Origin of the sequence: Enterobacter sp. A8 (assembly GCF_004296595.1) — a bacterium.
GTDB lineage: Bacteria > Pseudomonadota > Gammaproteobacteria > Enterobacterales > Enterobacteriaceae > Enterobacter > Enterobacter cloacae.
On record NZ_SCMF01000006.1, the window covers coordinates 81,154 to 93,970 of the forward strand.

Genomic DNA, 12,817 nt, shown 5'->3' on the forward strand with positions numbered 1-12,817 from the left:
CTATTATGGCCCAACACGACCAATTACACCGCTATCTGTTTGAACAATTCGCCGTGCGTGGCGAGCTGGTCACCGTATCCGAAACCTGGAAACAGATTCTGGAAAACCACAACTACCCGCTGCCGGTGAAAACCCTGTTGGGCGAACTGCTGGTTGCCACCAGCCTGCTGACCGCCACGCTGAAGTTTGCCGGTGATATCACCGTGCAGCTGCAGGGTGATGGCCCGATGTCGCTGGCCGTGATCAACGGTAACAATCAGCAGCAGATGCGCGGCGTCGCGCGCGTTCAGGGCGACGTTCCTGAAAATGCCGACCTGAAAACGCTGGTGGGGAATGGCTACCTGGTGATCACCATCTCCCCGGAAGAAGGTGAACGCTATCAGGGCGTGGTCGGTCTGGAAGGCGATACCCTGGCCGCTTGCCTGGAAGATTACTTCATGCGTTCAGAACAGCTGCCAACTCGCCTGTTCATCCGTACCGGTGAAGTAGACGGGCAACCCGCTGCAGGCGGTATGCTGCTGCAGGTTCTGCCCGCACAGGATGCGCAGACCAATGATTTTGAGCACCTGGCGACGCTGACCGAAACCATCAAGGCGGAAGAGCTGTTCAACCTGTCGGCGACCGATGTGCTGTGGCGTCTGTATCATGAAGAAGAGGTGACGGTTTACGATCCACAAGCCGTGGAGTTTAAGTGCACCTGTTCACGTGAACGCTGCGCTGGCGCACTGAAAACCCTGCCGGATGAAGAGATCGACAGCATTATGGCTGAAGACGGTGAAATCGATATGCACTGTGACTACTGCGGTACGCACTATGTGTTCAACTCGATGGATATCGCTGAGATCCGCAACAACGCCTCTCCGGCGGATCCGCAGGTTCACTGATCATAAAGCAACGGCTCCACAAGGAGCCGTTTTGTTAACGCACCAGTGCATTATCGTAGTTTATCTCTACGCGTTCACCGAAGATCTCAATATCTGCCCACGGCTTCACAACGGGTTTCACCTTCCCCTGCTGCACTGCGCGTTCCAGCTCTTCCCGTGATAAACCATCAGGCATTTTCCAGGTATCGCCTGCCAGCTTCCAGCCGGTACCGGTTTGCGTGTACACCACAATCGTGCGGTCGCTAAACTGATAAATCACCGCTTCAGGCTTGCCGTCGCCGTTCAGATCCAACGACATCAGTAAACAGGTTTTCCGCTCGCGACTGCAGGAATCAAATCGATACTGGTTATTCAGCATCGCCTGCCATAACCCCTTGTCGGGACGAGACGTACCCGGTGCGAGTGTGAACTGCTTCTCAAGCATCCCGGCTGTCATCTTCCCTGCTCCGTCCCGGTTTCCGCTGAGAAGGCCGTACAGCTCACGCTGGCGCTTTGGCTCAGCCATAAACTGCCGATCGTATTGCAGCGTCTGCATGGCTTCGCGTCCCTTACGCCCGCTGTTGCTGAGCATATACAGGCTGACCTGATCCGCGTTGATGCGTCCGTCGTGGTAGCGCGCCATATGGCTTTCAACGCTGATACGCCACGGATCAAGCACCGGCGTATGAATCAGGATCAGGAGAATAAGCGCAAGTGACCCCGTTAGCGGGATAACAGACGCCTGCAGCTTTTGTGCCTGGCGGCGACAGAAGACAACGCTTATGCAAAATCCTACCGCCCAGACCAGCGCTACCAGCGTAATGAGCACGCCATACAGACGCTCCGGCGACCAGCCATATTGCGAAATGCGCAGCCATAACGCCCATCCTGCTAACACCGGATAGGCGGGAACGATAGCGATGGCGAGACGAACCATCCCGTTGAGAAGCGCATAGTAAGGTAGCGTCTGACGCTGCGGATGCCAGACAATCGTCACCAGAAAAAGGAGCAGTAGCGCTAAGGCGGTCAGCAGGCCCGCCGCGGATATCCGTGCGGAAATGGCCTCAAAGCCCATCACGGGCAATGCGCCAATAAACAGCAGGGCTAAGGCCGCCATCAGAGGCAACAGGCCGGTGGCGATCAGGGTAAGTAGGTTTTGTAATGCGCGCATCAAGCGCACCTGCATACGCGCCAGCACGGCGACACTGGCAGAAACCACGCCAATCGCCACTGAAATAAACCAGTCAGACTGGAAGAAAAGGCGATCAAAAAACTGAATGCCAATGAGTTTGAAGAGTTCAGCCCAGAGGAAAAGCACCAGCCAGAAGAGGCCGTTGGAGATAAAAATAGTGAGTATAGTCAGCGCGTTGTGCCAGTGCTTATCGTAAAAATCACTGTAGAACGAGGCCGTCGTCGCAGGCGACAGACACCTTTGCAGCCATGGCAACATCAATAGCATCATCAACAGAAGATGAAAGCCCCAGACAAGCACGGCCTCTTTAATTTCCCAGTGTTCAAGCCCGGACACGCTCCACTTAAGCCAGGCGCCCATACCGGCGACAACAGCGCCAACGATCGCGAGCGCCAGCCAGAGTAACGGTTTTCTGAATGACGTCACGGAAAGCGCGACAGTGGCGGTCATCGCCACCGTTGCAGGCATCACGCACAAAGACCACACCGTATAGGATGGCAATTTCGCATACGCGATGTACTCGCTGATCCCGTAGCAAATCAGCCCCTGTAAAGCGCCCACCAGCACGATGGCCAGGCGCGTTGAAGGGGATAACGTTTCACTGTTTTCCATCTCTCATCCCTTTTCCAGAAAAGCGTATTGTTTCATCAATCCGCGGACGACATGAATCGTTTTCATACTGTAACCCTTACGTAATTTTCTTACGTGTATGCGATTACATTCACATTCTTTCCGATAAAATCACCAGCCATTAACCTTTTCGGAACATTTTCCCCAACAAAAAAGCGATTCCTGCGATAATCCGCCTGCCCTGTGACTGGAGTCGCAGCGTTTTCCGTTAGTAAGGGTTTTGACCAGATACGTAAATCTATGAGCCCCGTCGCGGTTAACAACCTCAGAAAAACCCTACAATTTCAGGCAGTACATATTGGCTAAGGAGCAGTGATATGCGTGTTACTGGTTTAACCCCGCAAGATCTCAAGGCTTATGGTATTCACGACGTCCAGGAAATCGTCTACAACCCCGATTACGATACGCTGTATCAGGAAGAGCTCAATCCAGCACTGGAAGGATACGAGCGAGGTGTGTTGACTAACCTTGGTGCTATCGCCGTCGATACCGGTATCTTTACCGGTCGTTCGCCGAAAGATAAGTATATCGTCCGAGACGAAACCACCCGCGACACGCTGTGGTGGGCTGACAAGGGTAAAGGGAAGAACGATAACAAACCGCTCTCCCCGGAAACCTGGCAGCATCTGAAAGGGCTCGTCACCCAGCAACTTTCCGGCAAGCGTCTGTTCATTGTCGACGCTTTCTGCGGCGCTAACGCCGACACCCGTCTTTCCGTGCGTTTTATCACCGAAGTGGCCTGGCAGGCGCATTTCGTGAAAAACATGTTTATTCGTCCAACCGACGAAGAGCTGCAGACGTTCAAACCCGATTTCATCGTGATGAACGGTGCCAAATGCACCAACCCACAGTGGCAAGAGCAGGGCCTGAACTCCGAGAACTTTATCGCCTTTAACCTGACCGAGCGTATCCAGCTGATTGGCGGTACCTGGTACGGCGGCGAGATGAAGAAAGGCATGTTCTCGGTCATGAACTACCTGCTGCCGCTGCGCGGTATCGCCTCTATGCACTGCTCAGCGAACGTCGGTGAAAAAGGGGATGTGGCGGTGTTCTTCGGCCTGTCCGGCACCGGTAAAACCACCCTGTCTACCGATCCAAAACGTCGGCTGATTGGGGATGACGAGCACGGCTGGGATGACGACGGCGTGTTTAACTTCGAAGGAGGTTGCTACGCGAAGACCATTCGTCTGTCTGAAGAAGCTGAGCCGGATATCTTCCATGCCATCCGCCGCGATGCGCTGCTGGAAAACGTCACCGTACGTGCCGACGGCTCTATCGACTTCGACGACGCATCCAAAACCGAAAACACCCGCGTTTCCTACCCGATCTACCACATCGACAACATTGTGAAGCCGGTGTCGAAAGCGGGTCATGCGACGAAGGTGATTTTCCTGACGGCGGATGCGTTCGGCGTGCTGCCGCCGGTTTCCCGCCTGACCGCCAGCCAGACGCAGTATCATTTCCTCTCCGGTTTTACCGCCAAACTGGCGGGCACCGAGCGGGGCGTGACGGAGCCAACCCCAACGTTCTCCGCCTGCTTCGGCGCGGCCTTCCTGTCGCTGCACCCGACGCAGTACGCAGAAGTGCTGGTAAAACGCATGCAGGCCTCCGGGGCGCAGGCGTACCTGGTTAACACCGGCTGGAACGGTACCGGCAAGCGTATCTCCATCAAAGATACCCGCGCCATTATCGACGCCATTCTGGATGGTTCTCTGGATAACGCTGAAACCTTCACCCTGCCGATGTTTGATCTGGCTATTCCAACGGCGCTGCCGGGCGTGGATACGCATATCCTTGACCCGCGTAACACCTATGGATCCCCGGAACAGTGGCGTGAGAAAGCGGAAACGCTGGCGAAGCTGTTTATTGAGAACTTCGAGAAGTATACCGATACCCCGGCGGGTGAAGCGCTGGTGAGTGCGGGACCGAAGCTGTAGGTAAAAGCAAAAAGGCAACGAAAGTTGCCTTTTTTAATGGTTTCTCCCTCTCCCCGTGGGAGAGGGCCGGGGTGAGGGCATCAGGCCGCACCCCGATTACCCCTCTTTCACTTGCCCCCGCGTCACCGGCACCGGCAACCAGGCGCGAATGCTCAACCCACCCCGCTCGCTGGTACCAATCTCCAGCAACCCGTTATGGTTATCAACAATACGCTGCACAATCGCCAGGCCTAAACCGGTTCCGCTGGTGCTGCGCGCGCTGTCGCCGCGCACAAACGGCTGGAACAGATGCTTACGCTGCTCGGGCTTGATACCCGGACCGTCATCTTCCACCTGGAACCAGGCGCGGTTGAGTTCCGATCCGCTGCTGACTTTAATCCAGCCATTACCGTAGCGGGCCGCATTCACCACCATATTTGCCACCGCGCGCTTGATGGAGAGCGGGTGCATACGAACCTGAATTTCACCGGCCTGAAGGTCGGTATCAATCTCACGCTCGTAGCCGCTTTCAGCCGCCACCACTTCGCCCAGCACCGCGTTCAGGTCAGCCATCTCCATCGGCATCTCCTGCCCGGTACGCAAGTAGTCAATGAACTGCTCAATGATGGCGTTACACTCTTCGATATCCTTGTTGATGGACTCGGCGAGATAACCGTCCTCTTCGCCCATCATCTCCGTCGCCAGTCGGATACGCGTGAGTGGCGTACGCAGATCATGGCTGACGCCCGCCATCAGCAGCGTACGGTCATCCGCCAGCTGTTTGACGCCAGCCGCCATATGATTAAACGCGCGCGTCACCGAACGCACCTCCGATGCGCCATATTCACGCAGCGGCGGCGGAATGATCCCTTTACCGACCTGGAGCGCAGCGTGTTCCAGGTCGACCAGTGGCCGGTTCTGTATACGGATAAACAGCCACGCGCCGCCTATCGCTAACAGCATGATGGCAAGGGTGTAGCGGAACAGCGGCGAGAAGTCGCCCTGGTGGATTTCGGTCAGCGGAACGCGCACCCAGATATTGGGCGACAGCCAGGTTTTCAGCCAGACAACCGGCGAGCTTTTGTTGACCTCAACACGCACCTCCGTCGGGCCACCCAGCTGCTGCGCCATCTGCTGGCTGAGGAATTCATAGTGCTGTGCCCAGCGCAGACCCGCGTCTTCCGCCGCTTCATTCGAGTAGAGCGAAATGCCCAGTTCACGGTAGATTTCACGGCGAAACGCCGGAGGAACCACTAACTGCGTGCCGTCCTCCAGCTGCAGTTTATCGGTCATCAGCATACGCACTTCGTACGCCAGGACCTTATTAAACTGCTGAAGGCTCGGCAGGATCGCAAAGTTCAGCACCACCAGGTAGGTTGTCACCAGGCTGACAAACAGCAAGGTGACAATCAAAAGCAGGGTACGGGCAAACGAGCTTCGCGGTGAGAAGCGCATTCGCCTCATGCTTTAGCGCCGTCCGGGACGAACACGTAGCCCAGACCCCATACGGTCTGAATATAACGAGGATGCGCCGGATCTTCTTCCACCATGCGGCGCAGACGAGAGATCTGCACGTCGATGGAACGTTCCATTGCCGAGTATTCACGGCCGCGCGCCAGGTTCATCAGCTTGTCACGGGAGAGCGGCTCACGCGGGTGGCTGACCAGCGCTTTCAGTACCGCGAACTCACCGCTGGTGAGCGGCATTGGCTCGTCTTCACGGAACATCTCACGCGTACCGAGGTTCAGCTTGAACTTCCCGAACGCAATCACCGCTTCTTCCTGCGACGGTGCGCCTGGCAGTTCGTTCGCCTGACGGCGCAGCACGGCCCGAATACGCGCCAGCAGTTCACGCGGGTTAAACGGTTTAGGAATGTAGTCGTCAGCGCCAATTTCGAGGCCCACGATACGGTCGACCTCTTCCCCTTTCGCCGTCACCATAATGATTGGCATGGGGTTGCTCTGGCTGCGCAGACGGCGGCAGATAGAGAGCCCGTCTTCGCCCGGCAGCATCAGGTCGAGGACCATAAGATGGAAGGATTCACGGGTCAGCAGGCGGTCCATCTGCTCAGCGTTCGCGACGCTACGAACCTGGAAGCCCTGCTCGGTCAGATAACGTTCCAGCAGCGCACGCAGGCGCATGTCGTCATCTACGACCAGAATTTTGTAGTTCTCTTGCATTGTGTGTACTCCCAAAGGTTCGGATAGTCTAATAACAGCGTATTCTAAAAAAGTGCACGGGTTCGACCAGCGAATTCTGGTATAAATTCTAGTCGAAATTGTTACAAAGCATATTTAACAGCAGCTTATCTGCACAATTCATCACATAAATGATTATTAACGCTGTCTGATAGACTACGTGATACGTAATGTGCGCAATGTTTGCAATGAAGTCGAGTCTGAAGGTCACAGTATGAAAACGCCCCTGATCACCCGCGAAGGGTACGAAAAACTCAAAAAAGAGATGGATTACCTGTGGCGCGAAGAACGTCCGGAAGTGACCAAAAAAGTCACCTGGGCGGCAAGCTTGGGCGACCGCAGCGAAAATGCTGACTACCAGTACAACAAGAAGCGGCTGCGTGAGATCGACCGTCGGGTACGCTATCTGACCAAATGTCTCGAGAATCTTAAAATTGTCGATTATTCACCGCAGCAGGAGGGCAAAGTCTTCTTCGGCGCGTGGGTTGAGATCGAGAATGATGATGGCAATACCCTGCGCTTTCGCATTGTCGGGTACGACGAAATTTTTGGCCGTAAGGATTACATCTCCATCGATTCGCCGATGGCCCGCGCGCTGCTGAAAAAGGAGGTGGGTGATTTAGCCGTCGTCCAGACGCCTGCCGGAGAAGCGAGCTGGTACGTCAATGAGATCACCTACGTAAAATAGTCCGAGAGCGCCCTCCACGGCTGGCATTTTACCGTGTCAGCCCGTATAACTATCCCCTGATTTTTGACCCACAAGATGATAAAGCCATGATGAAAGATTCGCTCTGCCGCATTATTGCGGGTGAACTTCAGGCCAGAGCCGAACAGGTAGAAGCTGCCGTTCGCCTGCTTGATGAAGGGAACACCGTGCCGTTTATTGCACGTTATCGTAAGGAAGTCACCGGCGGTCTGGATGACACGCAGCTGCGTAACCTGGAGACCCGTCTGGGCTACCTCCGTGAACTGGAAGACCGCCGTCAGGCAATCCTCAAATCCATCGGCGAACAGGGCAAACTGACCAGCGATCTGGAAAAGGCCATTAACGGCACCCTGAGCAAAACTGAACTCGAAGACCTTTATCTGCCCTATAAACCGAAGCGCCGTACGCGCGGGCAGATTGCAATTGAAGCAGGTCTGGAGCCGCTGGCCGAGCTGCTGTGGAACGAACCGTCACACGACCCGGAAACCGAAGCGGCCAAATTTATCGATGCTGACAAAGGCGTGGCAGACGCCAAAGCGGCCCTTGATGGCGCACGCTACATTCTGATGGAGCGCTTCTCCGAGGATGCCGCCCTGCTCTCCCGTGTGCGTGATTATCTGTGGAAGAACGCCCACATCGTCTCTACCGTGGTGGCAGGCAAAGAAGAGGAAGGCGCGAAATTCCGCGACTACTTCGATCACCACGAACCGATTTCAACCGTGCCTTCTCACCGTGCGCTGGCCATGTTCCGCGGCCGTAATGAAGGCGTGCTGCAGCTCTCTCTCAACGCCGACCCGCAGTTTGATGAGCCGCCAAAAGAGAGCCACTGCGAGCAGATCATCACCGATCACCTCGGCCTGCGCCTGAATAACGCCCCGGCAGACAGCTGGCGTAAAGGCGTGGTGAGCTGGACATGGCGCATTAAGGTGCTGATGCACCTCGAAACCGAACTGATGGGCACCGTGCGCGAGCGTGCGGAAGACGAAGCAATCAACGTCTTTGCCCGTAACCTGCATGATCTGCTGATGGCCGCACCTGCTGGCCTGCGTGCGACCATGGGCCTCGATCCGGGTCTGCGTACCGGCGTAAAAGTGGCGGTGGTTGACGGTACCGGCAAGCTGGTGGCAACCGACACCATTTACCCGCATACCGGTCAGGCGGCGAAGGCCGCTGTAGTGGTGGCCGCGCTGTGCGAGAAATATAACGTTGAGCTGGTGGCTATCGGCAACGGTACGGCCTCCCGCGAAACCGAACGTTTCTACCTCGACGTGCAGAAACAGTTCCCGAAAGTGACGGCGCAGAAAGTGATCGTCAGCGAGGCCGGGGCGTCCGTCTATTCTGCGTCAGAGCTGGCGGCCCAGGAGTTCCCGGACCTGGACGTCTCCCTGCGCGGTGCGGTCTCTATCGCCCGTCGTCTGCAGGATCCGCTGGCGGAACTGGTGAAGATCGACCCGAAATCCATCGGTGTGGGCCAGTATCAGCACGACGTGAGCCAGACGCAGCTGGCGCGTAAGCTGGATGCGGTGGTGGAAGATTGCGTAAACGCCGTGGGCGTGGACCTGAACACCGCCTCCGTTCCTCTGCTGACCCGCGTGGCAGGCTTAACCCGCATGATGGCGCAGAACATCGTTGCCTGGCGTGATGAGAACGGTCAGTTCCAGAACCGCCAGCAGTTGCTGAAGGTAAGCCGTCTGGGGCCGAAAGCGTTTGAGCAGTGTGCGGGCTTCCTGCGCATCAACCACGGCGATAACCCGCTGGATGCCTCAACCGTTCACCCGGAAGCCTACCCGGTGGTTGAGCGCATACTGGCAGCGACCCAGCAGGCACTCAAAGACCTGATGGGCGACAGCAACGCGCTGCGCAACCTGAAAGCGGTCGATTTCACCGACGAGCAGTTCGGCGTGCCGACCGTAACCGACATCATCAAAGAGCTGGAAAAACCGGGCCGCGATCCGCGTCCTGAGTTCAAAACCGCGACCTTTGCCGACGGCATCGAGACCATGAACGACCTGCTGCCGGGCATGGTGCTGGAAGGCGCCGTCACCAACGTCACTAACTTTGGCGCTTTTGTCGATATCGGCGTGCATCAGGATGGCCTGGTGCATATCTCATCGCTCGCCGACAAGTTCGTTGAAGATCCGCATACGGTGGTCAAAGCGGGCGATATCGTGAAGGTGAAAGTGCTGGAAGTGGACCTGCAGCGCAAGCGAATCGCGCTGACCATGCGTCTGGACGAGCAGCCAGGTGAAACCAATGCGCGCCGCGGCAGTAACGGCGGTAGCCGTGAGCAGCAGCGCCCTGCCGCCAAAGGCGCGAAGCCGCGCGGGCGTGATGCGCAGCCTGCGGGTAACAGCGCAATGATGGATGCGCTGGCGGCCGCGATGGGTAAGAAACGCTAAGGTTGTAAATGCCCCTCACCCTAACCCTCTCCCCAAAGGGGAGAGGGAACTTGAACACCCTCTCCCTTGGGGAGAGGGCCGGGGTGAGGGGACAAATTATATCGCAAAAGATGAAACCGATTGCATATCCATATTTAAACCACCATTTATCACTCCGTTAACAAATACATTTATTATTCCCTGCCCCGTAATTCAGCAAATATTGAGCAAGGTCAAACAGGCCGTAAATTAATACGCTTAACAACATTCCGTCACAGTTTTCATATTGCTGATAAAAACTATTCTCATTATCATCCCATAGTAGATAATTTAACCTTCCGTGGAATCAGGCATTATGCAATTCACTCCAGACAGTGCATGGAAAATTACCGGTTTTACCCGCGAAATTAGCCCGGCCTATCGGCAAAAGCTGCTGTCGCTGGGCATGCTCCCCGGCTCGTCATTCCAGGTAGTGCGCGTGGCCCCGTTAGGTGATCCCGTTCATATCGAAACCCGGCGCGTGAATCTGGTACTGCGTAAAAAAGACCTCGCATTAATTGAAGTCGAAGCCTTATCCCAATAACAAGCCAGCGGTTTCAGTGAGTCGAAAACAATGAAAAAATTAACTATTGGCTTAATTGGCAATCCTAATTCCGGCAAGACAACGTTATTTAACCAGCTCACCGGTGCACGCCAGCGTGTGGGTAACTGGGCGGGCGTAACGGTTGAACGTAAAGAAGGCCAGTTCACCACGACAGACAATCAGGTCACCCTGGTGGATCTGCCCGGCACCTACTCCTTAACCACCATTTCGTCACAAACCTCGCTCGATGAGCAGATTGCCTGTCACTATATTCTGAGTGGCGATGCGGACCTGTTAATCAACGTGGTCGATGCATCTAACCTGGAGCGTAACCTCTATCTGACGCTGCAGTTGCTTGAGCTGGGGATCCCCTGCATTGTGGCGCTCAACATGCTCGACATCGCAGAGAAACAAAAGCTGCGTATCGACGTCGACGCCCTCTCCGCGCGTCTGGGCTGTCCGGTAGTGCCGCTGGTTTCTACCCGTGCCCGCGGAATTGACGCACTGAAGCTGGCCATTGACCGCCACGCGGGCAACGCCGGCGTTGAGCTGGTGCACTATGCGCAACCGCTTCTGCACGAGGCCGGTCTGCTGGCGCAGGAGATGGACGACAGCATGCCCGCCAGACAGCGCCTGTGGCTCGGCCTGCAGATGCTGGAAGGCGATATCTACAGCCGCGCCTATGCGGGCCATGCCGCAGACAAACTGGACGTGGCGCTGGCGCGTCTGAGCGATGAGCTCGATGACCCGGCCCTGCACATCGCCGACGCGCGCTATCAGGCCATCGCCGCCATTTGCGACGTGGTCAGTAATGCCCTGACGGCCGAGCCAAGCCGCTTTACGGCCGCCGTGGACAAGATTGTGCTTAACCGCTTCCTCGGTTTGCCGATCTTTTTACTGGTCATGTACCTGATGTTCCTGCTCGCTATTAACATCGGTGGCGCGCTACAGCCTATTTTCGATGCTGGTTCTGTGGCGATATTTGTCCACGGTATTCAGTGGCTGGGCTACACCCTGCACTTCCCGGAATGGCTGACCATTTTCCTCGCCCAGGGGATCGGTGGTGGTATCAACACCGTTCTGCCGCTGGTACCGCAAATCGGCATGATGTACCTGTTCCTCTCGTTCCTTGAGGACTCCGGTTACATGGCGCGTGCGGCTTTCGTGATGGATCGTCTGATGCAGGCCCTGGGTCTGCCGGGTAAATCCTTCGTCCCGCTGATTGTCGGCTTCGGCTGTAACGTGCCGTCGGTAATGGGTGCGCGCACGCTTGATGCACCCCGCGAACGTCTGATGACCATCATGATGGCGCCATTTATGTCCTGCGGGGCGCGACTGGCTATCTTTGCGGTCTTTGCCGCTGCCTTCTTTGGGCAGGAAGGGGCGCTGGCGGTCTTCTCGCTGTATGTGCTGGGCATCGTGATGGCGATCCTGACCGGGCTCATGCTTAAACACACCATCATGCGCGGGGAAGCGTCGCCGTTTGTGATGGAACTGCCGGTGTATCACGTGCCGCATCTGAAAAGCCTGGCGATCCAGACCTGGCAGCGCCTGAAAGGTTTTGTGCTGCGCGCCGGTAAAGTGATTGTTATCGTCAGCATCTTCCTGAGCGCGCTGAACAGTTTCACCCTGAGCGGGCAGGCGGCGGATAACATCAACGACTCCGCCCTCGCCTCCGTGAGCCGCGTCATTACCCCGGTGTTTAAACCGATTGGCGTGCATGAAGACAACTGGCAGGCGACCGTTGGCCTGTTCACCGGCGCGATGGCAAAAGAGGTGGTGGTCGGCACCCTGAACACGCTTTACACCGCTGAGAATATCCATGAAGAAGAGTTTAACCCGGCGGCGTTCCACCTCGGTGATGAACTGCTCGGCGCGGTGGAAGAGACCTGGCAGAGCCTGAAAGACACCTTCAGCCTGAGCGTACTGGCGAACCCGATTGAAGCCAGCAAAGGCGACGGCGAAATGGCCACCGGTGCCATGGGCGTGATGAGCGAGAAATTTGGCAGTGCGTCAGCGGCCTACAGCTACCTCATCTTTGTCCTGCTCTATATTCCGTGCATCTCGGTGATGGGGGCGATAGCCCGTGAGTCCAGCCGCGGCTGGATGGGGTTCTCCATCCTGTGGGGCTTAAACATCGCCTACTCGCTGGCGACGCTCTTTTACCAGACCGTTAACTTCAGCCAGCATCCGCGCTACAGCCTGGTCTGCATCCTGGCGGTTGTGCTGTTTAACGTGCTCGTTCTCGGTCTGCTACGCCGGGCACGCAGCCGCGTCGATATCAACCTGCTGGCAAACCGTAAAACCGCCGCGACCTGCTGCAACAGCCCGGCGGGCGACTGTCACTAGGG

At 56.5% G+C, this 12,817-nt stretch carries 9 protein-coding genes; 6 read left to right on the forward strand and 3 right to left on the reverse strand.

Annotated elements, in window-relative coordinates; translation table 11 throughout:
• Positions 1 to 5: 5 nt before the first annotated feature.
• Positions 6 to 884 carry an Hsp33 family molecular chaperone HslO gene (hslO, locus tag EQV24_RS20035; protein WP_013099084.1) on the forward strand — a complete coding sequence of 293 codons (879 nt, stop codon included), beginning with the start codon at positions 6 to 8 and terminating at the stop codon, positions 882 to 884.
• Positions 885 to 918: 34 nt separating this feature from the next.
• Here the strand turns inward: hslO and EQV24_RS20040 are convergent, their stop codons facing one another.
• The gene (locus tag EQV24_RS20040) at positions 919 to 2,667 is read right to left on the reverse strand and encodes a DUF4153 domain-containing protein (protein ID WP_130626963.1); all 1,749 of its coding nucleotides are present in this window, start codon (positions 2,665 to 2,667) and stop codon (positions 919 to 921) included.
• A 335-nt stretch (positions 2,668 to 3,002) separates the two neighbouring features.
• Between EQV24_RS20040 and pckA the strand changes: the two genes are divergently transcribed.
• On the forward strand, positions 3,003 to 4,622 hold the full coding sequence (gene pckA / locus EQV24_RS20045) for a phosphoenolpyruvate carboxykinase (ATP) (protein WP_014833557.1): 1,620 nt from the start codon (positions 3,003 to 3,005) through the stop codon (positions 4,620 to 4,622).
• A gap of 96 nt (positions 4,623 to 4,718) precedes the next feature.
• Here the strand turns inward: pckA and envZ are convergent, their stop codons facing one another.
• Together envZ and ompR are read right to left on the reverse strand one after the other, a co-directional pair.
• On the reverse strand, positions 4,719 to 6,065 hold the full coding sequence (gene envZ / locus EQV24_RS20050) for a two-component system sensor histidine kinase EnvZ (protein ID WP_029882169.1): 1,347 nt from the start codon (positions 6,063 to 6,065) through the stop codon (positions 4,719 to 4,721).
• Positions 6,062 to 6,781, reverse strand: coding sequence for a two-component system response regulator OmpR (gene ompR / locus EQV24_RS20055; protein WP_006177890.1), 720 nt, complete (start codon positions 6,779 to 6,781; stop codon positions 6,062 to 6,064). Before ompR ends, envZ begins: the two co-directional genes overlap by 4 nt.
• A 232-nt stretch (positions 6,782 to 7,013) precedes the next feature.
• Here ompR and greB point away from each other — a divergent pair, with 232 nt between their 5' ends.
• From greB to feoB, 4 genes are all read left to right on the forward strand, one after another.
• Positions 7,014 to 7,487, forward strand: coding sequence for a transcription elongation factor GreB (greB, locus tag EQV24_RS20060; protein WP_013099090.1), 474 nt, complete (start codon positions 7,014 to 7,016; stop codon positions 7,485 to 7,487).
• 86 nt (positions 7,488 to 7,573) lie between these two features.
• A complete protein-coding gene (locus tag EQV24_RS20065; RefSeq protein ID WP_129252537.1) occupies positions 7,574 to 9,904 on the forward strand; it encodes a Tex family protein in 2,331 nt (776 codons plus the stop codon).
• A 334-nt stretch (positions 9,905 to 10,238) separates the two neighbouring features.
• Complete coding sequence (feoA, locus tag EQV24_RS20070; protein WP_010436417.1) at positions 10,239 to 10,466, forward strand: ferrous iron transporter A; 228 nt, start codon at positions 10,239 to 10,241, stop codon at positions 10,464 to 10,466.
• Positions 10,467 to 10,496: 30 nt separating this feature from the next.
• Positions 10,497 to 12,815 carry a Fe(2+) transporter permease subunit FeoB gene (gene feoB / locus EQV24_RS20075; RefSeq protein WP_130626964.1) on the forward strand — a complete coding sequence of 773 codons (2,319 nt, stop codon included), beginning with the start codon at positions 10,497 to 10,499 and terminating at the stop codon, positions 12,813 to 12,815.
• Positions 12,816 to 12,817 lie beyond the last annotated feature (2 nt).

Bases quoted from the DNA above. Each gene is read 5' to 3' on its own strand.
- hslO (WP_013099084.1), top strand. From the start codon at position 6: ATGGCCCAACACGACCAATTACACCGCTATCTGTTTGAACAATTCGCC.
- EQV24_RS20040 (WP_130626963.1), bottom strand. From the start codon at position 2,667: ATGGAAAACAGTGAAACGTTATCCCCTTCAACGCGCCTGGCCATCGTG.
- pckA (WP_014833557.1), top strand. From the start codon at position 3,003: ATGCGTGTTACTGGTTTAACCCCGCAAGATCTCAAGGCTTATGGTATT.
- envZ (WP_029882169.1), bottom strand. From the start codon at position 6,065: ATGAGGCGAATGCGCTTCTCACCGCGAAGCTCGTTTGCCCGTACCCTG.
- ompR (WP_006177890.1), bottom strand. From the start codon at position 6,781: ATGCAAGAGAACTACAAAATTCTGGTCGTAGATGACGACATGCGCCTG.
- greB (WP_013099090.1), top strand. From the start codon at position 7,014: ATGAAAACGCCCCTGATCACCCGCGAAGGGTACGAAAAACTCAAAAAA.
- EQV24_RS20065 (WP_129252537.1), top strand. From the start codon at position 7,574: ATGATGAAAGATTCGCTCTGCCGCATTATTGCGGGTGAACTTCAGGCC.
- feoA (WP_010436417.1), top strand. From the start codon at position 10,239: ATGCAATTCACTCCAGACAGTGCATGGAAAATTACCGGTTTTACCCGC.
- feoB (WP_130626964.1), top strand. From the start codon at position 10,497: ATGAAAAAATTAACTATTGGCTTAATTGGCAATCCTAATTCCGGCAAG.